We start from the raw sequence: 23,095 nt of genomic DNA, 5'->3' as shown, positions 1-23,095 counted from the left end.
GAGCATGCTTCCCCCCGACGCAACCCGAACCAGAACGTGAGCCCTATGGGAAACTGGCGCGTCTGAGCTAGTAGGATAATTCGACTGGGTAAAGAAATTTGTCATCTATTTGTCTAAATTAGCCCCGCTAAGCGCATATTTGCCGCGCTGAGCACGGGCGCGGGCGCGACCGGCAGCCTGCCGGTCTATGCCCGGGGTTCCCGGGCCAGACCATCCCATCGCCTGGCGTCAACACGGACACGGTGGTCGCCGCGGTGACCCATTGAAGGCATGCGGGGGTGTTCCGGTAGGGGCCCAAGAAAATCAGCCCTTGCGCCTGAGGCTGCAAATCCGTAAGGAAACGCGCGTATTTTGCGGCCACGGGGCATAGCGCAGTCTGGTAGCGCACCTGGTTTGGGACCAGGGGGTCGCAGGTTCAAATCCTGCTGCCCCGACCATCGCGACGAGAAGGCCCAGGAGGGTTTCCGCTTCGCCGCGCCATGGTCGAACGGCCGCGCATGGTTGAACGGTGGCGGCAAGCCCAAGGTGGAGAGATGAAGGTTTGCATCTATAAGCCTGCCAAGACGGCCATGCAGTCGGGTCTGGCCAATACCAGCCGGTGGTTCCTGGAGTTCGACCAGCAGCAGCCGCGTACGATCGACCCGCTGATGGGCTGGACGAGCTCAGGCGACATGCGCCAGCAGCTGCGTCTCAGGTTCGATACCAAGGAGGAGGCGATCGCCTATGCCGAGCGCCATGGGCTCGAATACCGGGTGATCGAGAATCAGCGGGCGCCCATTCGGCCGAAGGCCTATTCCGACAATTTCAAATGGGGCCGGATCGGCAACTGGACCCACTGATCACGCTTTTGGAGCGCTACCTCCCGCGGCCCCGTAGCTCAGCTGGATAGAGCAGCAGCCTTCTAAGCTGAAGGTCGAAGGTTCGAATCCTTCCGGGGTCGCCAATCATGAAAACCTGAGCACAATCAGGTGCTTACGTGGCAGTGCTGCCGCGGGTGCCGAGCTACCGGCTCGGCCAGGCCCAGGAGACGGGCTTGAGGTCCTCGATCGCCGTTTCGCCGCAGGATTTGGCCAGCTCATAGGTCAGGGCGCCCGCGGCTTGAAGCTCCTCCACCAGGGCGCGCGCGTGCGTCACCACAACGATTTGGCACTTCGCCGATGCGTTCGCGATCAGCCGCGCCAATGGCCCGAGCAAGTCCGGGTGAAGGCTGGTTTCCGGCTCGTTCAGCACCATCAGGCCGGGGGGACGCGGGGTCAGCAGGGCTGCGAGCAGTAGCAGATAGCGCAGCGTGCCGTCGGACAGTTCGGCCGCATGAAGGCTGCGCAAGAGACCATGCTGGCTCATGAGCAGCTCGAGCTTGCCGCCTGTGTCGACAATGCGGACGGTGGCCTTGGGGAAGGCATCGTCGATGGCGCGGTTCAGGGCTTCCCGATCACCGATCTCTACAATGGTCTGCAGCGCCGCCGCGAGATCGGCTCCATCGGCGCTCAACACCGGCGTCCGCGTTCCCACGCGAGACATGCGGGCAGGGGCTTCGACATCGGTCCGGAAATGATCATAGAACCGCCAGCCCCGCATGCGCTCGCGCAGCACGAGGAGTTCGGCCAGCTCTCTGGGATCCGCCGCATGGGTCATCATGCTCTCATAGGGCGGGAGGTTGGTGACCACCGTCTGCCGTCGGCCAGCAAGATCCAATGCCGTGACCGCTGGTCCCGATCGCTGAGCGAACACATTGCGCCGGCTCAGCACCTCTCCCGCCCAGACGGCCTCGGCCTTGATCTCGGGATCCAGGCTGAACATCGAGCCCGATGAGATGACGGGCAGGCCAAGATCGATCGCGTAGCCGTAGTCCTCCGATGCAAAGCCGAGCTTGAGGCTGACCCGGTTCTTGCGCATGGTGCCTTGGATCTCGCGGGTGCCGTCCCTCATCTCGCGCGAGATCTGTTCGGGTCCGGCCCACAGAGTGGACTGCAGACCACCCTCGGCCGCCAAGGACGAGATCACGCGGCCTTGCGCCACCTCGGCCAGCAGCCGCAATGCGCGATAGAAGCTGGATTTGCCGGTTCCGTTGCGGCCGGTGATGACGGTCAGCCGCTCCAGCGGCAAGGTGAGATGCCGGATCGAGCGGTAGCCGGAAATGGCGAGGGTGTGGATCAGGATGCCTGCCGCCTTGCGCCTCGGTTTGAGACCACCTTTGCGCGACCGACAGACCCGGCGTCAAGTTCACACAGGCGGCCGTGCGGGGCGCGCAGATTATCATTTATTGATCATTTCGCATTGACATGCGATTCTGGGATGGTGAAAAGAAGGCCCCTCGTTGCCTCAGCTGGGCCATGGAAAGAACCGCTTATGAGCGTCCTGCAACTGGGCACTCTGGAAAAAGCCTACAAGATCCTCGATCTCTACAACGAGAACGCCGAAAGCTTCACCTTTTCCGAGATCGTGGAGAAGACGGGGCTGGAAAAGGGCTCGGTGCAGCGGCTGCTGTTCACCTTGCAGCATCTCGGGCTGTTGCGCCGTCACCAGCGCTACAAGCGCTACAGCCTCTCGCCGCGTTTCATTTCCTATGCCGTGTCGTTTCTGCAGACCGACCCGCTGATGGTGCAGGCCATCAGGCATCTGGAGCCGTTGGCGCGACAGACCACCCAATCCGTCGGCCTGGCCTTGCTCGACGGCATCCACGTGTTCTATGTGAGCCGCATACCGAACCTGGTCAGCCATGACTTCGCCTTGCTGCCGGTCCGGCGCTATGCCTATTGCACCGCGGCCGGCCGGGCCATCATGTCGCGCCTGTCGGATGAGGATATCGACCGCATGCTCAAGCACTCGCCCCTGCGCAAGCTGACATCGTCCACGATCATCGACCCCGTGCAGATCAAGCGTATCATCGCGCTGGCGCGGGAGGAGGGGGTGGCCTGGCAGGATGGCGAGGTGCTGGAGATGGAGCTTGCGGTCGCTGCGCCGATTCTGGGTGATGGCGGCGTGCCGGTCGCGGCTGTCACCATCTCCATCGACAAGGCAAGATATGATATGGACACGGCGCGCGAACGCTTCGTGCCCATGGTGCTGGACGCGGCGCACAGCATGTCCAATCCCAGTCTGTCGGCCAGCCGGTTTCCGCCATCCTGGGGCGGCTAGCCAGCGGGAGGATCCTTACCCGTGTTGCCCTTAGGATCGCGTCGATCTAAGCGGCGATGCTGATCTCCGCCAGGGAGCGGGCCAGCGCCCGGTCGAGTTTCTCCACCAGCTCGTCCAGCTGAGGCTCCGTAACGATGTAGGGTGGCGCCAGCAGCACGTGATCGCCGCGGCGACCGTCGATCGTGCCGCCCATGGGATAGCACATCAGGCCTTCGGCCATGGCGTTGGCCTTGATGCGCGCGTTAAGCTTGAGGGCGGGGTCGAAGGGCTGCTTGGTTTCGCGGTCTTCGACCAGCTCGAGCGCCAGGAACAGGCCGCGGCCGCGGATGTCGCCGACATGGGGCTGCTGGCCGAAGCGGTCGTGCAGGCGCGCCATGAGCTTCGGCCCGAGGTCACCCACCCGGGCCAACAGACCGTCTTCCGCGATCACCTTCTGCACCGCGAGCGCCCCGGCACAGGCCGCCGCATGGCCGAGATAGGTGTGGCCATGCTGGAAGCCACCCGACCCTGCGGCGAGCGTCGCATAAATGGCGCGCGATGCAATGAGAGCGCCGATCGGCTGATAGCCAGCGCCAAGGCCCTTCGCCACCACCGCAATATCCGGGCTGATCCCCTCCTGCTCGCAGGCGAACATGGTGCCGGTGCGGCCCATGCCGCACATCACCTCGTCCAGGATGAGAAGAATGCCGTGCCTGTCGCAGATCTCACGAATGCGCCGGAAGTAATTGGGTACCGCTGGTACCGCGCCGAGGGTCGCGCCCACCACCGTCTCGGCCACGAAGGCGATGATCGTCTCCGCCCCGTGCCGGTCGATCGTGGCCTGAAGCTCGGCCGCGAGCCGGGCGCCATAGGCTTCGTCATCCTCGTCCGCCGCCTTGTCGCGATAGGCATAGCAGGGCGAGACATGCTCCACATCGATCAGCAGCGGGTCGTAGAGCGCGCGGCGCGCCAGGTTGCCACCCACCGCAAGCGCCCCCAGGGTATTGCCGTGAAAGCTCTGGCGGCGGGCGATGAACCGGCGGCGGTCGGGCTCGCCCTTCTCGACGAAATACTGGCGGGCGAGCTTCAGCGCCGCCTCCATCGCCTCCGAGCCGCCGGACACCAGAAACACGTGGTCGAGACCGGGCGGTGCCTGTTCGGCCAGCAAGGCCGCCAGTTCTTCTGCCGGCGCGGAGGTGAAGAAGGACGTGTGTGAATAGGGAATGGCGTCGAGCTGTGCTTTGATCGCCTCCGTCACCCGCCGCTCGCTGTGGCCGAGGCACGACACCGCCGCGCCGCCGGATGCGTCGAGATACCGTTTGCCGTCCGCATCGATGATGTAGGCGCCATCGCCCGCGACCGCGCGCGGATAAGTCGCCCCAAGCACCCGGTGGATAATGTGGCTCATCTCGTTGACCTCAGGGCTGCCAGGGAAAGCAGAGAAGCTTGCCGCCGCCGTTCAGCGACGTGCGACCCTTTCGCGGAGCCGCTCTTCCTGCTCGGCAAGCTCCGGCGTGAGCGCATCGCCGAAGTCGGCCGCTTCGACTACGGGCCGGATCTCGATCTCGCTCGGGCCGGGCATGGGATTGGGGCAGCGCTTCACCCACTCCACCGCCTCGGCCATGTCCTTGACCTGCCAGATCCAGAAGCCGGCAACGAGCTCCTTCGTTTGATCGAAGGGACCATCGATGACGGTGCGGTTGGGCCCGTCGAACATCACTCGCTTGCCCTTCGAGGAGGGGTGCAGGCCTTCGCCCGCGAGCATGATGCCGGCCTCGACCAGCTCTTGGTTGAACTTGCCCATGGCTTCAAGAAGCTCGGTCGAGGGCATCATCCCCGCCTCGCTATCCGCCGTCGCCTTCACCAGAACCATCACGCGCATCGGCATTCCTCCTTGTCTCGAGAGCGTGGAACGCGCCGTCGAAATAGACGAGCGGGCGGTCGGAGGGCCCAAGCTCGATACGCTCGACCACGCCCACCACCACCACATGAGAGAAGATCGGCACGCGCTTGGCAACCCGGCAATCGATGTGGCAGGTGGCCTCCGCCAGCCTGGGCGGGCTGTCGGCGTCATGGACCCACCGCACCAGGGCGGCGCGCGGCTCGGGGCCGATGCGGCCGGCGAAGGCATTGGCCTCATAGGCCTGCGCCTCGCCGAGCACATGCACGCTGAACGCTTTCTCCTTGGCGAGCACTTGCAGCAAGCGGGAGGTCGAGCGCACGGAAATGAGCAGGGAGGGCGGTTCCAGCGACAGGGAGGTGACCGATGTGGCCGTGATGCCGAAAATCTCGCCGCGGTGGCGAACGGTGACAGCGCATATCCCAGCTGCCAGGCGCCGCATGCTCAGCTTGAAAAGGTCGGCGAGGGCCGCCGTCCTGGGATCGATGACCGCCTCATCGTCCCCGAGCAGCCATGGGCCTTCCTCGAGGATCTCGCCAATGAGCGGCGGCTTAATGGTCACTCAGACGACCTCTTTCACCTGCGCAGCGGGCGACACCGCCTTTTGGATGAGCGGCATGACCTCCTTACCGAACCGCTCCATGGAACGCAACGCCGCCTTGGACTCGATGCCGGCCGGCCACATGAAGCAGCTGAGATGGGTGATCCCATTGGCATTGATCTCCTTGACCAGCCGTTCGGCGACCACTTCGGGACTGCCGATCGGCAGCCCCGCCTGGATCGCTTCCAGGCTCGGCTCGCCCTCGACGGGCCGGTCCTCGATGATATGCCCGTTCAGCACCTGGGCCCCAACCCGCATATGCCCGGCACAGCGGCCAGCATAGCGGATGCCCGCCGCCACGCGCTCGAGCTCGGCGCGATCGTCGCTGACGAACACGTAGCGCTGGGCGGCAAAGCGCCGGCCTTTCAGGCTGTAGCCGGCGTCGGCATATTTCTGGGCTACGAAATCGTGCATGGCAGTCAGCGCCTTTGTATCGCCCCAGCCGACGGTGATGAATGGCACCGCGTCGGTTGCGACTGCGTGCCGGATGATCTCCGGGGACCATGACACGAAGTAGGTATCGAGTCGCCGCGGCTCGTAAAGCACTATTGCCTGCGGGACGGCCGGTAGCTGGTAAAAGCGCCCGGAATATTCGAACCGGTTCTCGTGCACGGCCTGGTCGATGATCTGCCAGATCTCCAGCATGCGCTCCTGCCGCTCGGCGAGATCGGCCCCAAAGGCCTCGAACTCAAAGCGCTGATAGCCCGAGCCGATGCCCAGCACCACGCGTCCCTCGCTCAGCTGGTCGAGCAGGGCGATCTCCTCGGCGAGCCGGATGGGATTGTAGAGCGGGGCGACAATCACCGCTGGGCCGATCCGGATCCGCTTCGTCTCTCGCGCGGCGGCAGCGCCCATCATCAGCGGCGACGGGCACATGCTGTAGTTGGAGAAATGGTGCTCCGCGAACCAGGCCGTATCGAAGCCCAGCGCGTCAGCGAGCTTCGTGCACTCGAGGGTGCCTTTATAGACCTCGCGCTGGTCGATGTTGAACTGGTTCATCAGATTGAACAGGCCGAACTGCATCTGATGCTCCTATCATAATCAGGTATTAATTATCGGTATTCGATATTGAATGTCAATCTAGCGCGACTCAGATCCCGACGATCGTCTCCCCACCATTAGGGCTGATGGTTTGACCGGTAATAAAGTCGGATTGCGGCGAGGCAAGGAAAGCGACCGTATAGGAAAGCTCCCGCGGCTCAGCATAGCGGCCGAGCGGCACGCGCGAGAGCTTGGCCGCCATCTTCTTTTCCGCATCCGGCTGGGACAGCACCATCTCGGTGACGACCCCGCCCGGCGCCACCGCGTTTACGTGGATGTTCCAGGGCGCGAGCTCCTTGGCCCAGGCCTTGGTGAGGCCGAGCAGGGCGGCCTTGGCGGCGCAATAGGGCGAGGCATAATGATGCCCCACCATACCCCATATCGACGAGATGTTGATGATCTTGCCGCTGCGCTGCTGCTTCATGAACGGCACCACAGCCTTGCCGGCAAAGAAGCTGCCGCGCACGTGCACGGCAAAGGTGCGGTCGAAGAATTCTTCGGTCGTGTCCTCGATAACCGGCTCGCCGCCAATCCCGGCATTGTTGACCAGGATGTCGATCCGACCGAGCCGCTCGCCCATGGCGGTGATCTCGCGCATGAGCGTTCCCGTCTCGGCCACGTCGCAGGCGATAGAATAGGCCTGGCCGCCGCTTGCACGGACCAGCTCGACCGTCTCTTCAGCGGTGTCGCCCCGAATGTCCTGCGCCACCACGACGGCCCCGCGCTCCGACAGCAGCTGCGCGTGCGCTCGCCCCATGCCAGCGCCTGCACCGGTGATGATCGCAACCTTGCCGCTCAACTCGCCCATATCGAGACCTCCTTTGCCGCGTCAGGCGCGGGCTCGTGTCAGAAACCCACAATGGTCTTGCCGCCGTTCGGGCTCACCACCTGGCCGGTGATGAAGGACGCTTCGTCACTGGCGAGAAAGGCTAGCGTGGCCGAGATTTCCTCCGGCTGCGCCCAGCGCCCCAGTGGCACCTCCCGTTCCTCGGCGCGCACCCCTTCCTCGCCGAGATTGTCGAGCACCATCTGGCTCCACACGCCGCCGGGGGCTATCGCGTTGACCGTGATGTTCCAGGGGGCGAGTTCCTTGGCCCAAGCCTTGGTCAGGCCGAGGATGGCGCCTTTCGCTGCGATATAGTCGGAAGCCATGTGGTGGCCAGCCTGGGCCCAGCGCGACGACACATTGATGATGCGTCCCCAGCCGCGCTGCTTCATGCCCGGCACCACCGCGCGCCCGCAGAAGAACGAGCCCTTCACATGCACGTTGATCATGCGATCGAACGCCGCCTGGTCAATATCTTCGATGACCTTGTCGATACCGATACCGGCATTGTTGACCAGGATGTCGATGCCGCCCCGCTGGCTTGTCACCTCCGCGACCGTGCGATCGATGGCGGCCACATCGGCGATGTCGAAGGGGAAGGAGGTGGCCGCCCCGCCCGCATCCGTGATCATCGCCCTTGTCTCGCCCAAGCCTTTGGGGTCGATGTCCTGGATGACCACATGGGCGCCGAGCTTGGCGAAATGGTGGGCATGGGCGCGGCCCATGCCCGAGGCGGCGCCCGTGATCAGCACCGTTTTGCCGGCGAAGGACACCATTGGCTCAATCCTCTCCTATCAGCAGCGCATCCCGACGGCCCCAGCCGATCTGCACCCGATCGCCCGGCTGCATCAGCGCGATATCGGGCCTGGATGGGATGCGCGCGGTCATCACGTGCGCGGTATCGGCGAGCCTGATGCGGTAGCGCACGCTCCCTGTCGTGTAGACGGTGTCTTCCACTATGCCCTCGAAACTGTTGTCGAGGCCCGCAGCGGCGCTGCCCAGGGCTATACTCTCCGGCCGAATGCACAGCGCTTTGCCCGTGGCGGTACCGGGCACGGCGGTGGCTTGGACGGTGAGATCCCCCTTGATCTCGGCCGCGATCTGGCCATCCGCCACCTTGCGCAAGGCAGTAACCGGCAAGAGGGTCGCCTCGCCCAGGAAACTCGCCACGAAAATGGTCTTAGGTTCCTCGTAGAGCTCGCGCGGCGAGCCGATCTGCTCCAGCGTGCCGCTGCGCATGATGGCGATGCGGTCGGCCATGTAGGCGGCCTCGTGCTGGTCATGGGTGACATAGATCACGGTCACCCCGAGGTTTTGCTGGAAGCGCTTGATCTCCTCCTGCATTTCTTCGCGCAGGTTCTTGTCCAGGGCGCCCAGCGGCTCGTCCATGAGCAGGAGCCTGGGGTTGTAAACGGCGGCACGGGCAAGGGCCACCCGCTGCTGCTGCCCGCCGGAGAGCTGGGCCGGCTTGCGGTCGCCCAGGCCCTCCAGCCGTACCATGCTCAGCGCGCGCGCCACCTTCTCCGCGATGTCAGCTTTAGGACAGTGCCGCATGCGCAGGGGAAAGCCGATATTCTCGGCCACCGTCATATGCGGAAACAGCGAGTAGTTCTGGAATACCATGCCGAAATTGCGGTGATAGGGCGGGATCGACACCACATCGACACCGTCGACCAGAATCGAGCCCTCGGTCGGCGTGACGAAGCCGGCGGTGATGCCGAGCAGGGTGGACTTGCCTGAACCGCTCGGCCCGATGATCGCGAAGAATTCGCCCGCATCGATGGTGAGCGAGGTCGGCTGCAGCACGCACATGGCCCCGTAGGTCTTGGTGACCCCTTTGAACTCGACCACCGCGCCGGTGCGTTCGTTGCTCTCGGGAATGCGGCCCTCCCTCACGCTCACATGGGTGTTCATCGCGCCGGTGCTCCTGCCTTGCGCGGGCCGAAGCGGTTGACCAGCGCCGCGGCCACCAAGAGCGACAGGGTGATCACCAGCAGCACCACTGTTGCCGCCGCGATCACCGGTGTCATCTGGTAATTGAGGTGCTCCCATAGCAGCCGCGGCACGGTGCGTGTCGCAGGGCTGGTGAGGAAAATGGCCAGGATCAGCTCGTCGAAGGAGAAGGTGAAGGCGAAGATGAAGCCGAGCACCACGCCGGCGCGGATCATGGGGAAGGTGATGAAGCGGAACGTGGCCCACGGCTTGGCGCCGAGCGTCATGGCCGCAAGCTCATAGGTGGGAGCATAGCTCCGCAGGGACGCCGCGACGGTGATGAACACCAGCGGCATGCACACCACCGTATGCCCGAGCAGAATCGCCGGATAGCTGCCGATGATGCCGAGCCTGACCATGACCGGATAAAGGCCGATCGCCAGCACGATCTGCGGCAAGATGAGCGGCGCCAGCATCATGGACGAGAGCAGGCGCTTGCCCGGAAGCGAGCCGCGGACCAGGGCGAGGGCCGCGAGCGTGCCGAACACCGTAGCAAGGAATGCGGCGGGTATGCCGATCTTGATGCTGTTGAGGATGGCGATGCGGTAGTCCGGGCTATTGGCGAAGGCCTCATACCACTGCAGGGAAAAGCCGGGCGGCGGGAAGCTCAGGAACGTCGCGCTGCTGAACGACATCGGCACGATCACCAGCGTCGGCAGCACCAGAAAGATGAGCACGAGCCCCGCGAAGGCGGCGAGGCCTACGCCTGCAACCCGCCATGGCGCGGAGGCGGTCATGCGGGCTCTCCCGCGGGGCGGCCGCCAGCGGCGCTGCGCATCGTCCGTTCGTAGACGATGAACAGGAGGCAGGTCGCCAGCAGCAGGATGGTGGCGAGCGCCGAAGCCAGCGGCCAGTTCAGCAGCCGCGACGCCTGCTGCTCGATCAGCACGGCCACCATGGTGCGGTGGCCGCCGAGCAGGGCAGGGGTGATGTAGAAGCCGAGGGACGTGATGAACACCAGGATGCAGCCGGCGCTCACCCCCGGCAGCGACAGCGGCAGGTAGACGGACAGGAACTGCCGCAGCGGATTGGCACCCATGACCGAAGCCGCGCGGATGAGATTTTGATCGATTCCCCGCATGGTGCTGAGAATGGGCAGGATCATGAAGGGCAGCATGATGTGCACCATGGCAATCTGCATGCCCACCCCGTTGCTGACCAGGCGCAAGGGCCGCTCGATCAGGCCGAGATCCAGGAACAGGTCGTTCAACACGCCGCGCCGCTGCAGGATGACGATCCAGGCGTAGGTGCGGATCACGGTGCTGGTCCAGAACGGCACCAGGATCATGGCCAGACACAGATGCAGGAGATTGCCGCTGAGACGGCTGACCACGAAGGCGACGGGATAGCTCAGCACCAGGGCGCCCAATGTGACCAGTAGGGCGACCTGGAACGTGTACAGCAGCACCGACAGGCTGGTGCGGCTGGTGAGCACCTCCGCATATTGTGCCAGCCCCGGCGTGGGGCCGGCGAGGCTCTGCACGATCACCGTGCCGAGGGGGAGGATGAAGAGGGCGAACAAGAGGAGCAGCGGGGGCAGCAGCAACAGCGTGTTGCCGCGGCCCGGTGACCATGGCCGGCGGCCGGCGCGCCCCGGGGGTGCGAGCGGGGCCTCCGTCGTGGTCCGCTGCAGCATGCCGCGGCCTCAGCCCAGGAGCCAGGCGTTGAACCTGTCGAACACCTCCGGTCCCTTGTCCGCCCAGTAGTCGAAGTTCTGGAAAACGGCCGTCTTGCTGTTCTCCGGCGAGTTCGGCAAGGTCGCCAGGGTCTTGGCATCGAGCAGCTCGAAGGCCTTGGTGTTCACCGGCCCATACGGGATCGCCTTGGAGAAGGTCGCCTGGTTCTGGGCCTCCACCATGGTGGCAAGCAGCTCCATGGCCTCCTTCTTGTTCTTGGCACCCTTCGGAACGACCATGGCATCGGACACATAGAGCGCATGGTCGAAGGTGTAGTCTACCGGCGCGCCGTCATTCTTCGGTTTGTACACGCGTCCGTTCCAGACCGTGCCGACGTCCACCTCACCGCCGATGACCAGCTGCGCACCCTGGGCGCCGGATGTCCACCAGGTGAGATCCGGCTTGATCCGGTCCAGGGACTTGAAGGCGAGGTCAAGATCAATCGGATAGAGCTTGTCGCGCGGCTGGCCGCCGCCCATGGCGGCGACCTCCAGGGTCTGCGGGGCAAGCTTCCACAGGCTGCGCTGGCCTTCGACCTTCTCCGGATCGAAGAAAGCCGTCCAGTCCTTGGGTCGCGTCTCTGCGTTGAATGTGTTGGTGTTCCAGGCCATCACATAGGCGGCCACATCCACCAGCGTGTAGAATTCCTGCGCCGCTTCCGGCAGCAAGTTGGACTTGTCGACCACCCCGTAGTCGATCGGCTCCAGGAGTCCGAGCCGGGCGAGTGCTGCGGCCTCGGTGGCATCGATATTGAGGATGTCCACGTCTACCGCATTGTTCTCGACCATGGCCTTGACGCGGGCGGTGTCCATATATGGCGCGCCGAGGATCTGGATGCCGGTCTTCTTCTGGAACGGCTCGAAATAGGCAACCTTGAACGCTTCCTCGAGGGCGCCGCCGGAATTGGGCACGGTCATCGTCGCCGGCTTGGCGCGGACAATGGACGGGAAGCCCGTCACCAAGGCAGCCGCGCCGAGCCCGATGCCGCCAAGCACCTGCCGCCGTCCGACCTTGAGACCACTGCTATTGATGTGCTTATCGATATTGTTGACCATCGCGTACTCCCTCCTTTGGCGCTTGTTATGGTTCAGCCTTTCGCCGCGCCTGCCTCCTCACCAGGCAGAGCAGAAATCAGACCATCACGATGCCTCCGCTGGCAATGACGGTCTCGCCTGTCATGTAGCGGTTGCGGCCGCTGGCCAGGAAATAGACCACCTCGGCGATATCATCAGGCGTGGCCACGCGGCCGAGCGGCGTCGACCGGGCGAGGTCGTCATAGATGCCGAGCGCCCGCAGATTGGGCGTGTCGATCGGCCCCGGCGAGACCGCATTGACCAGAATGTTATGAGGCGCGAGTTCCTGCGCGAAGGACTTGGTGAAGCTGATCACCCCGGCCTTGGCGGCGGCGTAATGGGCGTTCTTGGCATAGGGGATGTAGGCGTCGATCGAGGCGACCGAGACGATCGCACCCGCGTTGCGCGGTTTCATATGATTGGCGGCGGCGGCCGTCATGTGGAACATCGCCCGCAGATTGACGTCGAACGTATGGTCCCATGCCTCGTCGTCGATCTCGAGAATGGGCCTGCGCGGATAGACGCCGGCATTGTTGATGAGGACGTCCACATGGCCGAGGGCGTCGGCGGCCTGGGCAAATGCCTTGTGCGCATTCTCGCGGCGCCTGATATCGGCAACAACGCCCTTCGCCTTGGCGGGTCCGCCCAAGCGTTCGACCGCGCTCTCCAGCCCGTTCGCGTCAACGTCGATGATTGCGACCGTTGCGCCCCGCGAGGCAAACAGGGTGCAGATGGCGAAGCCCAAGCCCTTCGCGCCGCCGGTCACCACCGCCTTCTTGCCCGAGAGTTCCTCCGCCGCCATAGGACCGCGCTCCAGCTGAGCCTGATGCCGAAAAGCGATTTTCAGTATTGTTATCCGATAATTCTCGCTTAGCAAGATGCTTCGAGGCGATCGGCTCGGCAAACGGCAGGCTCGCGCAGACGCTATTTTTAGGAAATGCAATCATAAGTTGCATTATCGATCGAGGTCTCCATCGGAAGGGCCGTTCGGAATGAACGATTTGAAACAGCAGCTGCTCGATTGGATCGAGCAGGATCGTGACGTGCTCATCTCGTTCCTGCGGGATTTCCTGCGGTGCAAAAGCGCGAATCCGCCGGGCGATACCACTGGTGCCGCGCGCTTCGTGCAGGCGTTTCTTGAAGCCAGGGGCTTGCCATTCAAGGTGGTTACCGCCCACCCCAAGATGCCGAACATCCTGGCGACCGCCGCCTTTCCGGAAGCCGGGCGCCATCTCGTGCTCAACGGCCATATGGATGTGTTCCCCGTGGGAACCAAGCGCCAGTGGAATCATGATCCCTGGGGCGGGGAACTGGCGGACGGCCGAATTTATGGCCGCGGCGCGGTCGACATGAAGTGCGGCACCACCGCCGCCATCTTTGCCTATACCTATCTCAACCGGCTGAAGGAGCACTTGCGCGGCAGACTTACCCTCGCCGTGGTGTCCGATGAAAAGATCATGGGCGAGCGGGGCGCGGCCTATCTCATGAAGCATCATCCGGATGAGGTGCAGGGAGACTGTTGCCTGATCGGTGAGCCGAGCGGCCTGATGACGATGGCCTTCGGCGAAAAGGGGAGGCTATGGTTGAAGGTGAAGGTCGCCGCGCCCGGCGGTGACGGCGGCTATGTCCACGCGAGCAGGAGCGCGATCGCGATTGGCTTGGCCATTGCCGCGGAATCAATGCAGCTCGCGCGGCTCGCGGTGCCAGAACCAGCATGGCTGAAATCCATGCTGCACGACGCGATGGAGACGGTCGACCGGGCCTATGGCAGTGGCGCGTTCCAGACGAGCCGCAGCGTGACAGTGAATATCGGCAAGGTGAGAGGCGGCCTCGCGGTCGGCATGCTCGCCTCGAGCTGCGAAGTCGAGCTCGACCTGCGGATACCCATTGGCCTCTCGTCGGAAGATGTGCGGTCGAAGTTGGCCGCAATCATCGGGCGCTATCCCGAAGCCTCCTGTCAGCTCCTCGGACGTGACGAGGCAAGCTGGTGCCAGCCCGATGCGGAGATGTACGATTATGTTCGGGAGAACGCCGAGCGGATCACCGGCATCCGCCCGGCAAAGGTCGTATCACCGGGCAGGACCGACGCGAGGCTGTGGCGCATGCGCAATGTGCCAGCCGTCGTCTACGGTCCATCACCCATCTCCATGGGCAAGCCGGATGAGCATGTGACGGTGAACGAGTTCATGACGGTGGTGAAGGTCCACGCGCTCTCCGCTTACGACTATCTCGCCCAAGCAGGCCAGGCGGCATGTTGACCACGCCGCCGGGGGTTGTGTCATGAACGCCCTTACGCGCCCGTCCAGACCGCATCGTGATAGGCGGAGTGAGCGTGGTCGCCTGCGCTGCCGTGATCGCCGTGGCCATGCAATCCATCTTGTTGGCTTCCGGCGTCGGCTTTGAACAGATCTGGATATTTCTCCTGGTATTCCTTGAGATACTTCTCACCCTTGCTGAGGAGAATACCTCTTTCGAACTCCTTCACGCGCTCGGCGGCCTGCTGCTGATCGCGCAGCTCGAGATCGTGCTTCTGCTGATGGTAAAGGATCTTGTCGATCACAGCCTTGTGCTCGATCAGCGCCTGCTGGTCCTCCTTGGCCTTGACTGCCCGATCATCCGCATCTTTGAGCTGTCTTTCGTACATGGCCTTTTGGTCCCTCATCTGCGGAATCATCAGCGCCAGCTGCGGCAGCGCAAACAAGGTGCCGGCGCCCAGGGTTCCTCCAATGCCCAGGAGGAGCTTGGCTGGAGTGAGATGCTCTTTCAGGGTGGCCCAGGTTCCGCTGGAGGAAGCCGGATTCCCAAAGCCGAAGGCACCCCCTCCGGTCAAGACCTCCCCTGAGGTAGACCGGCCAAGAACAGGATCGACATACGTGGTAAAGTTGGACTTCGTTCCGGCTATGAAGCCGCCTTCGGGTCCGAGGACCGCCCGTTCAACCAACGGCAATTCCATCATTTCAGGCATCTAAATCTCCTTGACTGAAATCAAGACGAACAAAAAACGGAGACACAAAAACAAACCCAAACTTTACGTACGCATTAAGCAACACTGAACCAACTTGCATCAATGTGCGACGGTTGATCAGAGGCCTGATGTGCGTGGTTTGCGTCGTCGGCTTGCCCGGAGGGAGTGCTATGCCCGCCGGATCGATCGGTGGTGTAGCCAAGCCCGTCCAGATATTTCGGGTCGATGAGATGCGCGTGCGCCAGCCGAATAAGGTCTTGATCGCTTTGCGGCGAATGGTCGAGATAGAGCTTTGTTGCGGTCTCCACCTGTTTGGCCACGGCCGCCTCTTCCAGCGCATGCTTGTCCGCCTCATTTTTGGCCGTTGTCGTCGCCATGGCAGATTTCGCCTCGATCACGGCCGCTGCCACCGATCCTGCAACCGTGAATATGCCCGGCAGCACGCCGAACATCATGATGGGCCCCAGCATGCCCATATCGGACGAGGCGTTCTGTTCGGGGACGATTCCCCGCTCTCCCGAGGCTTTCACAGATCCAGCTCTCAAATCGACCCCCCCGTTACGGACGAACGGGGACAGCAAGTTTTTGCAACCTTAGATAGTAAAAAGGACGTAAATATGTCAAGGTTTGCTTGTCCAAGCGTGATGCTTTGCCGTACGGCGGCGAGGGCGGCATTTTTCTATGCTTGATGAAGTAGAATACTGGGAAAGGTTGAGTTCGCCCGGTGAAGATCGCGACATTTAACGTGAACGGGATCAATGGACGCCTGCCGGTCCTGCTGCGCTGGCTCGGCGAAGCTGTGCCCGACGTGGTCTGCCTGCAGGAGCTGAAGGCGGCTCACGAGAAATTTCCGGCGACCGCGCTCGAGCAGGCCGGCTATGGCGCGGTCTGGCAAGGCCAGAAGAGCTGGAACGGGGTCGCCATATTGGCGCGCGGGCGGGAACCGGTCCTCACCCGACGCGCGCTGCCGGGTGGCGATGACGACCACCACAGCCGCTACATCGAGGCTGCGGTGAACGGCGTGCTCATCGGCTGTGCTTATGTGCCCAACGGCAACCCGGCGCCTGGGCCGAAATTCGATTACAAGCTGCGCTGGCTCGACCGGTTGATCGCTTATGCGGCGGAACTGCTGGCGACCGGCGCCCCGGTGATCCTCGCCGGAGACTTCAATGTCATGCCCACGGAGATCGACGTCTACAAGCCGGAGCGCTGGGTGGACGACGCGCTGTTCCGGCCCGAAGTGCGCGCGGCCTTTCACGAGCTGTTGGCCCAGGGCTGGACGGATGCGCTCCGCAAGCTTCATCCGAACGAGCGGATCTATACATTCTGGGATTATTTTCGCAATGCCTGGGGGCGGAATGCCGGGCTGCGCCTGGACCACCTCCTGCTCAGCCCATCCATCGCCGACCGCCTGCGCATGGCGGGGGTGGACCGGGAGGTGCGCGGATGGGAACACGCCAGCGACCATGCCCCGGCCTGGATCACCCTGGCCGAGCAGGGCAGGGATGCCGGCCAGGTCGGGAAGATCAGCACAGGCCGGCCACGGCCGCGGCTCACGCGCCTTCGTAGGCAGCCTTGAGCTTGGCGATCTCGATCTTCGTCATCGGCATCATGGCCTGCATCACCCGGTCGGCCCGGACGGGATCGGGATCTTGCAACATTTCGATGACCCCGGTGTAGTTGACTTGCCAGACCAGACCGAAGCGGTCCGTGATCCAGCCGCATTGCTGAGGCGCGCCGCCTGGAAGCAACTTGTCCCAGAAATGGTCGATCTCCGCTTGGGTGTCGCAATGGATGAAGAACGAGACGGCCGGGCTGAATGTGAAGCTCGGTCCGCCATTGATGGCCGCAAAGGTCTGGCCCGCGAGCTCAAAGCCAATCGACATCACATCACCTTTCGGTCCCGGCGCGGCGTCCCCATACCTGGTGATGCCGGTGATGCGCGAGTTCTCGAACAGCGCGATGTAGAAGTTGACAGCCGCCTCGGCGTTGTTGTCGAACCAGAGCACCGGGGTAATCTTCTGCCTGATCATGTGCGTTCCTCCTGGCGGTGGGGGCGTATGGTCGCGAAACATCTCTGGCCATCTAAGTTGATTTCAACGTACCAACTAGTAGGTATGATTGTCAAGGTCCTGCCGTGAGCCGAGCAAAGCCATGGCCGCAGGTGGTGGGCCAAGTTACGCCAGCTGCGCTCCCCGGCGCCAACATGCGTCGGCTGAACGCCGAGTTCAGGCTCGTCAAGCCTAAAGCATTTTCGAGCGAAGTGGAGACCGGTTCGCGTGAAGAAAATGCGACCAAGTAACAGCTTAGAGCGGATCCCCGATTCGAAGAAAAGCGGAAGCGCTCTAGTGACGGGTCAGCGGCTCCGCTTGCGCGAAATGGGCGGCGGACACAGTGATCAGTCCGTCATCCGCCATGCGGCGCAGCACCCAATCGCGCCGCTCCTTGGCGCGTGCGCGGTTATCAGCGACATCCAACCGGTAATGGTTCGGTGCCTTGGGCAGGGCGGCGAGATAGGCAGCCTCGGCGATGCTGAGCTCGTCCGGCCGCTTGCCGAAATACTGCTGCGCGGCCGCGGCTATGCCAAAGGCGTGTCCGCCGAAATAGATCTGGTTCAAGTAAAGCTCCAGGATACGGTCCTTGCTGAGCGCGCGCTCGAGCCGAGATGCCAGGATGAGCTCCTTGATCTTGCGGTCGAGCGACGGCGCCTCGCCAGTGAGCACGAGATTTTTCGCCAGCTGCTGGGTGATGGTGGACCCTCCCGAGGGCTTGCGGCCGGAACCGACGCCCGCGAGATTCTGCATCGCTGCCCGCATGATCGCCGGCAGGCTATAACCTGCATGCGCATAGTAGTCCTGATCTTCTGCCGCGAGAAACGCCTTCACCACGTGGGGCGGGATTTGCGACAGGGGCACGAACCGCCGATACTCGACGAGCCGGCCGTCGGCATCGTAACGGGCGAGCTCGGGCGGCGTGTAGTGCGTGATCTCGGCCATGCTGGGCAGCTCCCGCCCATAGCTCCAGAACACACCTCCGATACCGGCCGTCGCGACGGCCAGGACGATTACCGCCGCGGCGAAGGCGCGGCGCGCCGCCTGACGCGCGCCGGTGGCGATTGCATAGGGGGCAGACAACAGGTCCCGAGGCAAGGACCAACGCTCCGAAAGCTTTGCGATCATATCGGCGGAGAGATGCCGCTTGCGGCTCAGAACTTCCGACGCGCGCGAGCGCGAGCCCAGCACTTCGGCCAGATCCGCCTGGGTACGCCCCTGCGCCCGCATGGCGAAGGACAGGAACTCCACCGGATCCGGCGGCGCGACCGGATGGGTCTTCCGCTCGTACTCGGCAACCAGGATGCACAGCACCTCCAGTCGGTCCGCTTCCGTACTGCCCGGCTCAGCCGCGAACAATTCGTCGATTTCAGCGAGGGCGGCGCGGTAGTCCGCCTCGCTCCTGATCGGCCTGACCGCTTTGTCGAGATTTTGTTCCATCTGATCCCGCCTTGGCGGTTTCCGTGGCAGATGCGATACGCACCACCCCCAACTCGTAATTGACCCACAGGGTGACGCGGCAGCCTACATCCGCAAGCTCAAGCACCACCCGCCCATCGGCGCCGGCTTGCGCGACGGCGCCGCATTCCCGTTCGACATCGGTACGATCGGTCCAGGCTGCCTCCCGGAGCAAGCCGTTCAGCGCGCGCAAGGCGGCCTCGGCCTCCGGGTGACGGCTGCCAAAATCCACCAGCACGGACGTGCCGACCACGATCATGAATGCCTGCGCATTATGTTCCCAATTTTGGGAACATGCAAGAGGCCCGTGTTCCCATTTCGGGGAGCATCAATAGGCCCATCCTCCATGAAAGGCGATCGCATATTTGCCATGCTCATGCTCGGGTCTGTCGGCGCGAGCCAGCAGGAACATCGGCCGCCGCCATTCGTCCTTCAGGGCCGGGTCGCGCGCGAGGTCTCGCGCGCGTGTTTCCGCCGCGGGCACCGGCTCTTCGATCCGGCGCAGGATGAAGCCGCATTCGAGCAGCGGATTGAGATAACCGGCTATGGTCCTGTGATATTTGGCCACATTCTCCGCGAGCCAGCTGGTCCGCCGCAGACCTTCATGCTGGTAGTCGTCCACCGGCCAGTGGAGGCGCTCGCCATCGGCACCGTAGTGCCAGTCCTGCGCCGCCCGCGCGGTGAAGATCGGATGTTCCACCGAGAAGACGAAAGCTCCGCCCGGGGTGAGCCAGCGGTAGACCTTCACGCAAACCGATCGGACGTCCGCCACGTAGTGCAGGGCAAGCGAGCTGAGCACCACATCGAAAGAACCGTCGGGGAAGGCCAAATCCTCTATGGCCGCGTTCTCGTAGCGAACGGCAGGGTCGGTTCCGAGCACCCGGGCCTGGGCCAGCATCCTCTCCGACAGATCGACCCCGACCACCGACCGTGCCCCCTCCGCGCGGGCATAGCGGCAGTGCCAGCCGAAGCCGCAGCCGAGATCGAGAACCCGCTTGTCCCGAAACGGCGGCAGCATGGTGCGGAAGGCCGGCCATTCTCCAGCCGCTTCCAGCCCCTCCCGAGATCGCTGCATGTCGCGATAGGCGGCGAAGAATGCGGGATCATCGTATTTGTTCTGCTTCATGGCCTGGGGCTTCCGGTCGGGCGAAATGTCGCCATAGCAGGTGCCCGTGGCTTTTGGAACCGTGCCCCTATGCTCGGGTTCCCCCTTCAAAGGCAAATGGAGGACATGACATGGCCAATGCCGGAAAACACATGGGCGGCGGCGATCGCGGCCAGAAGGGGCCGCGCCGTGCAGGCCTCGGCGCAGGGCGCCCGCGCGATACCCTCGATGAGGCGGATCTCGCCGACGACATCATGGGCAGGAATGAGCTGCAGGGCACCGATCAGAGCCGGTTTCCCAACGAGCGCCAGCGGCAGGCGGGAGAGCACGGCGAGCCGTATGACGTGATGGAAGGCTTGCACCGGACCGAGCAACGGGCCGACGCGCGCGAGCGGGCCTCCGAGCAGCGTCGCGAGGAACAGTCGAGAGGAGACCGCTAATGGCAGGATCCAAGACTCATGAGCAGCAGCTGCGGACCTTCGAGCGCAAGCCCGACATTCCGCGGCCTGGCGAGCCCGGGACGGACCCCAATGACGTGGAGATCCGTACGCCGGATAGAGAGGCCCGTCAAAGCGAGATGCCGGTCAGCCGTGGCGGCATGAATCAGGAAAGCCGCAACCACAACAAGCACAATCATCCGACCCAAAGCGGGCATCGGCCGCAACCGGCAACAACCGAAAAGAGCTGATCCAGCCGACAGGCCGCGAAGCGAAACGCGCGCGGCCTGTTTCGCTTGCTCGGATCCCCGCGCCGCCCACTATTTTGCCCCCACACATCCGGAACGATCGAGGGCGAAGGCCATTGCCTGAAATAGACCGCCCGTGTGCAATCGGCTCCCAGCCGCCGGGTGGCATCTCTCATCATGAGGAGGATGCGCATGAATATCGCAAGCGTGATGACACGTGACGTCCGTGTCGTTTCCCCAGGCGCGCCGCTGAGCGAAGCCGCGCGCATGATGGATCAGCTCAACGTCGGTGTGCTGCCGGTCTGCGATGGCAATCGTCTGGTCGGCATGATCACCGACCGTGACATTGCCGTACGGGCGACAGCGGCGGGCCAGCCGCCCAGCGAGACCAGGGTCTCGGATGCCATGACCGACGAGGTGGTGTGGTGCTACGACGACGATGACGTCGACGACGTGCTCGACAAGATGGCCGACGTCCAGATCAGGCGTGTGCCCGTCATCGACCATGACCAGCGGCTGGTCGGTATCGTGTCGTTGGGCGACCTCGCCACGAAGAGCGAGAGCGAGGATGTCGAGCAGACCCTGGAAGAGATCTCCTCACCCTCCGAGCCAGACCGATAAGGAGGTAACCTCATGAGTGCAACCGGCCTTGAAGTTTTCGACAGGTCGCTCCAGGCCACCCATATCTGGCTTGGCGAGATCGGCGAAGTGATCGGTCCCGACAAGCAGCGCTGCTATCATGCGCTGCGCGCTGTGCTGCAGACCCTGAGGGACCGGCTGACCACCGACCAGGCGGCCCATCTCGGCGCGCAGCTGCCTCTCCTGGTGCGCGGCATCTATTACGAGGGCTACCGGCCTTCAATCCAACCCCTGACGGTGCGCTCTCTCGACGAGTTCATCGCGCTTGTGCAGAAGCGGATCGGCGACATGCCGCCCATGGACGCGGTGGACTGCACCCGCGCGGTCTTCCAGGTGCTCGACCGGCATATCGCGCCCGGCGAGATGGATGACGTGAAGCAGGCTTTGCCTCAGGAGATCCGCCGGCTGTTCGGCGCCGGCGCCGATGGGCAAGGGACTATGCAAGGAAGTCCGGCCGCGCGCCGCGAGCAGGCGGAACGCGGGGCAGGCGCGCAACAACGTGGCTGATGGCCATGAAGCAACCTGCAGGGCGGCGAAGCTCTGCAGGTTGCCCGAGATAAACCGCTCAATCGCGCCGGACAAACTTGTTGAACCGGCTGTCGTCCTCGTCCTGGTACAGCAGAGCCAGCTTTTTCTCCTCGAACTTCTCGAAGAACTCCTCCCAGGAAATCTCTTCAAGCTGCTCGTCCGGCTCGCCGAAATCCAGCCTGAGGATGCCCGCATCGTCACCATTGCCAGTCCGGCTCACGTGGGCAGGGCGTCCGCCGTGCGCTTCCGCCCATTTGCGGATTTCATCGTGATTGGTGGTTTTCTTCGCTTCTGCCATGGCATGTGCTCCTTGCTCGCTTGCAAGCACGCTTGCAAGGTGAATGGGAAACGCCTTCGATGGGTTCCGGCCAAGGGTAGCCTGAGCTGCTGCTAGATTGCGCTGCGCGCCAGACTCTCCTTGGCGGCGGCCGGCTTGAGCTTCTGGGGTACGACACGGCGATTGGCAATCTGCGAGAACCAGCCAATGGTCTTGAGCAGGCCCTCTGCGAGGGGAACCCGCGGTTGCCATTTCAGGATCTCTCTTGCCCGGCTGATGTCGGGCTTGCGCCGCTGCGGATCGTCGGCTGGCAGGGGCTTGTACAGGATCTTCGAGGTGGTCGGCACCAGCACCAGCACCAGCTCGGCGAGTTCGTTTATGGTGAATTCCTGCGGGTTGCCAAGATTGATCGGCAGGCCACGATTGGGGCTCATCTCCATCATCGCCACCAGCCCGCGCACCATGTCGGAGACATAGCAGAACGAGCGGGTCTGATTGCCGCTGCCATAGACGGTGAGCGGCTCGCCCTTGAGCGCCTGCATCACGAGGTTTGAGATGATGCGGCCGTCATCCGGCTGCATGCGAGGGCCATAGGTGTTGAAGATGCGGGCGACCCGGGCATCGACCCGGCCGGCGCGAAAAAAATCGAAGCAGAGCGCTTCGGCGGCACGCTTGCCCTCATCATAGCAGGCGCGTGGGCCCGTGCAGTTCACGTGGCCCCAGTAGGTCTCCAGCTGCGGGTGCTGTTCGGGATCGCCGTAGACTTCGCTGGTCGAAGCCTGCACGAACGTGGCGCCATGCTGCTCTGCCAGCAACAGAAGGTTGCGAGTGCCGAGCACGTTGCTCATCATCGTATGCACGGGATCCGCCTGGTAATGTACAGGCGACGCCGGGCAGGCCAGATTGTAGATGCAGTCGATCGGCTCATCTATTTCGATCGTCTCGCAGATATCCTGCTCTATCAACTTAAATTTGGCATGATCCTTCCAGCGATCGATATTGTTTTTCGAGCCAGTCAGGTAATTGTCGATGCATATTACTTTGTATCCCTGCGCAAGAAAAAATTCGCACAGATGTGATCCAATAAAACCGGCCCCGCCTGTAACAACAATCGTCTTTTTTGTATTACTCTTGGTGCCGATACTCATGTTGCGAGCCCTT

The 23,095-nt window shown here is 63.4% G+C and carries 28 protein-coding genes and 2 tRNA genes; 10 read left to right on the top strand and 20 right to left on the bottom strand.

Annotated features, from left to right (window positions below; genetic code table 11):
• Positions 1–360: 360 nt before the first annotated feature.
• From E4P09_RS15940 to E4P09_RS15930, 3 genes are all read left to right on the top strand, one after another.
• Positions 361–437: transfer RNA gene (locus E4P09_RS15940), tRNA-Pro, on the top strand.
• A 96-nt stretch (positions 438–533) separates the two neighbouring features.
• Positions 534–839 carry an ETC complex I subunit gene (locus tag E4P09_RS15935; RefSeq protein WP_137390591.1) on the top strand — a complete coding sequence of 102 codons (306 nt, stop codon included), beginning with the start codon at positions 534–536 and terminating at the stop codon, positions 837–839.
• 27 nt (positions 840–866) lie between these two features.
• Positions 867–943, top strand: a tRNA-Arg gene (locus E4P09_RS15930).
• Between the two features lie 59 nt (positions 944–1,002).
• On the opposite strand, the gene E4P09_RS15925 is transcribed toward E4P09_RS15930, so the two are convergent.
• Positions 1,003–2,157, bottom strand: a complete 1,155-nt coding sequence (locus tag E4P09_RS15925) for an AAA family ATPase (RefSeq protein ID WP_137390590.1) — start codon at positions 2,155–2,157, stop codon at positions 1,003–1,005.
• 192 nt (positions 2,158–2,349) lie between these two features.
• On the opposite strand from E4P09_RS15925, the gene E4P09_RS15920 reads away from it, so the two are divergent.
• Positions 2,350–3,138, top strand: a complete 789-nt coding sequence (locus tag E4P09_RS15920) for an IclR family transcriptional regulator (protein WP_170984460.1) — start codon at positions 2,350–2,352, stop codon at positions 3,136–3,138.
• A 46-nt stretch (positions 3,139–3,184) separates the two neighbouring features.
• Here E4P09_RS15920 and E4P09_RS15915 read toward each other — a convergent pair whose 3' ends face one another.
• The 11 genes from E4P09_RS15915 to E4P09_RS15865 form a co-directional block, all read right to left on the bottom strand.
• Positions 3,185–4,525: an aspartate aminotransferase family protein gene (locus E4P09_RS15915; RefSeq protein ID WP_137390588.1), complete on the bottom strand. Its 1,341-nt coding sequence runs from the start codon at positions 4,523–4,525 to the stop codon at positions 3,185–3,187.
• Positions 4,526–4,576: 51 nt separating this feature from the next.
• A complete protein-coding gene (locus E4P09_RS15910) occupies positions 4,577–4,999 on the bottom strand; it encodes a YciI family protein (protein WP_137390587.1) in 423 nt (140 codons plus the stop codon).
• Positions 4,962–5,579 carry a flavin reductase family protein gene (locus E4P09_RS15905; protein WP_137390586.1) on the bottom strand — a complete coding sequence of 206 codons (618 nt, stop codon included), beginning with the start codon at positions 5,577–5,579 and terminating at the stop codon, positions 4,962–4,964. Before E4P09_RS15905 ends, E4P09_RS15910 begins: the two co-directional genes overlap by 38 nt.
• Positions 5,580–6,641, bottom strand: a complete 1,062-nt coding sequence (locus E4P09_RS15900; RefSeq protein WP_137390585.1) for an LLM class flavin-dependent oxidoreductase — start codon at positions 6,639–6,641, stop codon at positions 5,580–5,582. It abuts the gene before it with no gap.
• A 67-nt stretch (positions 6,642–6,708) separates the two neighbouring features.
• The gene (locus tag E4P09_RS15895; protein ID WP_137390584.1) at positions 6,709–7,467 is read right to left on the bottom strand and encodes an SDR family NAD(P)-dependent oxidoreductase; all 759 of its coding nucleotides are present in this window, start codon (positions 7,465–7,467) and stop codon (positions 6,709–6,711) included.
• Positions 7,468–7,505: 38 nt separating this feature from the next.
• Complete coding sequence (locus E4P09_RS15890; protein WP_137390583.1) at positions 7,506–8,261, bottom strand: SDR family NAD(P)-dependent oxidoreductase; 756 nt, start codon at positions 8,259–8,261, stop codon at positions 7,506–7,508.
• 4 nt (positions 8,262–8,265) lie between these two features.
• Positions 8,266–9,399 (bottom strand): ABC transporter ATP-binding protein, encoded by a 1,134-nt coding sequence (locus E4P09_RS15885; protein WP_137390582.1) that lies wholly within the window; start codon positions 9,397–9,399, stop codon positions 8,266–8,268.
• Positions 9,396–10,214, bottom strand: coding sequence for an ABC transporter permease (locus E4P09_RS15880; RefSeq protein WP_137390581.1), 819 nt, complete (start codon positions 10,212–10,214; stop codon positions 9,396–9,398). Before E4P09_RS15880 ends, E4P09_RS15885 begins: the two co-directional genes overlap by 4 nt.
• Positions 10,211–11,113, bottom strand: a complete 903-nt coding sequence (locus tag E4P09_RS15875; protein ID WP_137390580.1) for an ABC transporter permease — start codon at positions 11,111–11,113, stop codon at positions 10,211–10,213. The genes E4P09_RS15880 and E4P09_RS15875 overlap by 4 nt, the downstream gene beginning before the upstream one ends.
• A 9-nt stretch (positions 11,114–11,122) precedes the next feature.
• Positions 11,123–12,208 carry a polyamine ABC transporter substrate-binding protein gene (locus E4P09_RS15870; RefSeq protein ID WP_137390579.1) on the bottom strand — a complete coding sequence of 362 codons (1,086 nt, stop codon included), beginning with the start codon at positions 12,206–12,208 and terminating at the stop codon, positions 11,123–11,125.
• A 76-nt stretch (positions 12,209–12,284) separates the two neighbouring features.
• Complete coding sequence (locus E4P09_RS15865) at positions 12,285–13,028, bottom strand: SDR family NAD(P)-dependent oxidoreductase (RefSeq protein ID WP_137390578.1); 744 nt, start codon at positions 13,026–13,028, stop codon at positions 12,285–12,287.
• Positions 13,029–13,218: 190 nt separating this feature from the next.
• Between E4P09_RS15865 and E4P09_RS15860 the strand changes: the two genes are divergently transcribed.
• Positions 13,219–14,484 (top strand): M20/M25/M40 family metallo-hydrolase, encoded by a 1,266-nt coding sequence (locus E4P09_RS15860; RefSeq protein WP_170984459.1) that lies wholly within the window; start codon positions 13,219–13,221, stop codon positions 14,482–14,484.
• 32 nt (positions 14,485–14,516) lie between these two features.
• Here E4P09_RS15860 and E4P09_RS15855 read toward each other — a convergent pair whose 3' ends face one another.
• Together E4P09_RS15855 and E4P09_RS15850 are read right to left on the bottom strand one after the other, a co-directional pair.
• The gene (locus E4P09_RS15855) at positions 14,517–15,191 is read right to left on the bottom strand and encodes a hypothetical protein (protein ID WP_137390576.1); all 675 of its coding nucleotides are present in this window, start codon (positions 15,189–15,191) and stop codon (positions 14,517–14,519) included.
• Positions 15,192–15,265: 74 nt separating this feature from the next.
• Positions 15,266–15,721 carry a hypothetical protein gene (locus E4P09_RS15850; protein WP_137390575.1) on the bottom strand — a complete coding sequence of 152 codons (456 nt, stop codon included), beginning with the start codon at positions 15,719–15,721 and terminating at the stop codon, positions 15,266–15,268.
• A 194-nt stretch (positions 15,722–15,915) separates the two neighbouring features.
• Here E4P09_RS15850 and xth point away from each other — a divergent pair, with 194 nt between their 5' ends.
• Positions 15,916–16,770, top strand: coding sequence for an exodeoxyribonuclease III (gene xth / locus E4P09_RS15845; protein WP_137390574.1), 855 nt, complete (start codon positions 15,916–15,918; stop codon positions 16,768–16,770).
• On the opposite strand, the gene E4P09_RS15840 is transcribed toward xth, so the two are convergent.
• The 4 genes from E4P09_RS15840 to E4P09_RS15825 all read right to left on the bottom strand — a co-directional run bounded on the left by E4P09_RS15840 (position 16,745) and on the right by E4P09_RS15825 (position 19,826).
• On the bottom strand, positions 16,745–17,224 hold the full coding sequence (locus E4P09_RS15840; protein WP_137390573.1) for a VOC family protein: 480 nt from the start codon (positions 17,222–17,224) through the stop codon (positions 16,745–16,747). The genes xth and E4P09_RS15840 overlap by 26 nt on opposite strands.
• A 312-nt stretch (positions 17,225–17,536) precedes the next feature.
• Complete coding sequence (locus E4P09_RS15835) at positions 17,537–18,682, bottom strand: transglycosylase domain-containing protein (protein ID WP_137390572.1); 1,146 nt, start codon at positions 18,680–18,682, stop codon at positions 17,537–17,539.
• On the bottom strand, positions 18,612–18,959 hold the full coding sequence (locus E4P09_RS15830) for a hypothetical protein (protein ID WP_137390571.1): 348 nt from the start codon (positions 18,957–18,959) through the stop codon (positions 18,612–18,614). The genes E4P09_RS15835 and E4P09_RS15830 overlap by 71 nt, the downstream gene beginning before the upstream one ends.
• Positions 18,960–19,028: 69 nt before the next feature.
• On the bottom strand, positions 19,029–19,826 hold the full coding sequence (locus E4P09_RS15825; protein ID WP_137390570.1) for a class I SAM-dependent methyltransferase: 798 nt from the start codon (positions 19,824–19,826) through the stop codon (positions 19,029–19,031).
• 110 nt (positions 19,827–19,936) lie between these two features.
• Between E4P09_RS15825 and E4P09_RS15820 the strand changes: the two genes are divergently transcribed.
• The 4 genes from E4P09_RS15820 (at position 19,937) to E4P09_RS15805 (ending at position 21,636) form a co-directional block, all read left to right on the top strand.
• Entirely contained in the window at positions 19,937–20,245 is a 309-nt protein-coding gene (locus tag E4P09_RS15820; RefSeq protein WP_137390569.1) for a hypothetical protein, read from the top strand.
• Positions 20,245–20,493: a hypothetical protein gene (locus E4P09_RS15815; RefSeq protein WP_137390568.1), complete on the top strand. Its 249-nt coding sequence runs from the start codon at positions 20,245–20,247 to the stop codon at positions 20,491–20,493. The genes E4P09_RS15820 and E4P09_RS15815 overlap by 1 nt, the downstream gene beginning before the upstream one ends.
• 189 nt (positions 20,494–20,682) lie before the next feature.
• Complete coding sequence (locus E4P09_RS15810; protein ID WP_205042140.1) at positions 20,683–21,111, top strand: CBS domain-containing protein; 429 nt, start codon at positions 20,683–20,685, stop codon at positions 21,109–21,111.
• A 12-nt stretch (positions 21,112–21,123) separates the two neighbouring features.
• Entirely contained in the window at positions 21,124–21,636 is a 513-nt protein-coding gene (locus tag E4P09_RS15805; protein WP_137390567.1) for a DUF2267 domain-containing protein, read from the top strand.
• A gap of 58 nt (positions 21,637–21,694) precedes the next feature.
• Here the strand turns inward: E4P09_RS15805 and E4P09_RS15800 are convergent, their stop codons facing one another.
• Both E4P09_RS15800 and E4P09_RS15795 read right to left on the bottom strand, forming a co-directional pair.
• Positions 21,695–21,955, bottom strand: a complete 261-nt coding sequence (locus E4P09_RS15800) for a hypothetical protein (RefSeq protein WP_137390566.1) — start codon at positions 21,953–21,955, stop codon at positions 21,695–21,697.
• 92 nt (positions 21,956–22,047) lie between these two features.
• Entirely contained in the window at positions 22,048–23,082 is a 1,035-nt protein-coding gene (locus E4P09_RS15795; protein WP_137390565.1) for a UDP-glucuronic acid decarboxylase family protein, read from the bottom strand.
• Between the last annotated feature and the right edge of the window lie 13 nt (positions 23,083–23,095).

Source organism: Rhodoligotrophos defluvii, from assembly GCF_005281615.1.
Lineage (GTDB): Bacteria > Pseudomonadota > Alphaproteobacteria > Rhizobiales > Im1 > Rhodoligotrophos > Rhodoligotrophos defluvii.
This window is presented reverse-complemented; position numbering and strand designations above follow the sequence as displayed.

Coding starts and splice junctions, on each gene's coding strand:
- E4P09_RS15935 (WP_137390591.1), top strand. CDS start 534: ATGAAGGTTTGCATCTATAAGCCTGCCAAGACGGCCATGCAGTCGGGT.
- E4P09_RS15920 (WP_170984460.1), top strand. CDS start 2,350: ATGAGCGTCCTGCAACTGGGCACTCTGGAAAAAGCCTACAAGATCCTC.
- E4P09_RS15915 (WP_137390588.1), bottom strand. CDS start 4,525: ATGAGCCACATTATCCACCGGGTGCTTGGGGCGACTTATCCGCGCGCG.
- E4P09_RS15910 (WP_137390587.1), bottom strand. CDS start 4,999: ATGCGCGTGATGGTTCTGGTGAAGGCGACGGCGGATAGCGAGGCGGGG.
- E4P09_RS15900 (WP_137390585.1), bottom strand. CDS start 6,641: ATGCAGTTCGGCCTGTTCAATCTGATGAACCAGTTCAACATCGACCAG.
- E4P09_RS15895 (WP_137390584.1), bottom strand. CDS start 7,467: ATGGGCGAGTTGAGCGGCAAGGTTGCGATCATCACCGGTGCAGGCGCT.
- E4P09_RS15890 (WP_137390583.1), bottom strand. CDS start 8,261: ATGGTGTCCTTCGCCGGCAAAACGGTGCTGATCACGGGCGCCGCCTCG.
- E4P09_RS15885 (WP_137390582.1), bottom strand. CDS start 9,399: ATGAACACCCATGTGAGCGTGAGGGAGGGCCGCATTCCCGAGAGCAAC.
- E4P09_RS15880 (WP_137390581.1), bottom strand. CDS start 10,214: ATGACCGCCTCCGCGCCATGGCGGGTTGCAGGCGTAGGCCTCGCCGCC.
- E4P09_RS15875 (WP_137390580.1), bottom strand. CDS start 11,113: ATGCTGCAGCGGACCACGACGGAGGCCCCGCTCGCACCCCCGGGGCGC.
- E4P09_RS15870 (WP_137390579.1), bottom strand. CDS start 12,208: ATGGTCAACAATATCGATAAGCACATCAATAGCAGTGGTCTCAAGGTC.
- E4P09_RS15865 (WP_137390578.1), bottom strand. CDS start 13,028: ATGGCGGCGGAGGAACTCTCGGGCAAGAAGGCGGTGGTGACCGGCGGC.
- E4P09_RS15860 (WP_170984459.1), top strand. CDS start 13,219: ATGAACGATTTGAAACAGCAGCTGCTCGATTGGATCGAGCAGGATCGT.
- E4P09_RS15855 (WP_137390576.1), bottom strand. CDS start 15,191: ATGCCTGAAATGATGGAATTGCCGTTGGTTGAACGGGCGGTCCTCGGA.
- E4P09_RS15840 (WP_137390573.1), bottom strand. CDS start 17,224: ATGATCAGGCAGAAGATTACCCCGGTGCTCTGGTTCGACAACAACGCC.
- E4P09_RS15835 (WP_137390572.1), bottom strand. CDS start 18,682: ATGGAACAAAATCTCGACAAAGCGGTCAGGCCGATCAGGAGCGAGGCG.
- E4P09_RS15830 (WP_137390571.1), bottom strand. CDS start 18,959: ATGATCGTGGTCGGCACGTCCGTGCTGGTGGATTTTGGCAGCCGTCAC.
- E4P09_RS15825 (WP_137390570.1), bottom strand. CDS start 19,826: ATGAAGCAGAACAAATACGATGATCCCGCATTCTTCGCCGCCTATCGC.
- E4P09_RS15820 (WP_137390569.1), top strand. CDS start 19,937: ATGGCCAATGCCGGAAAACACATGGGCGGCGGCGATCGCGGCCAGAAG.
- E4P09_RS15815 (WP_137390568.1), top strand. CDS start 20,245: ATGGCAGGATCCAAGACTCATGAGCAGCAGCTGCGGACCTTCGAGCGC.
- E4P09_RS15810 (WP_205042140.1), top strand. CDS start 20,683: ATGAATATCGCAAGCGTGATGACACGTGACGTCCGTGTCGTTTCCCCA.
- E4P09_RS15805 (WP_137390567.1), top strand. CDS start 21,124: ATGAGTGCAACCGGCCTTGAAGTTTTCGACAGGTCGCTCCAGGCCACC.
- E4P09_RS15800 (WP_137390566.1), bottom strand. CDS start 21,955: ATGGCAGAAGCGAAGAAAACCACCAATCACGATGAAATCCGCAAATGG.
- E4P09_RS15795 (WP_137390565.1), bottom strand. CDS start 23,082: ATGAGTATCGGCACCAAGAGTAATACAAAAAAGACGATTGTTGTTACA.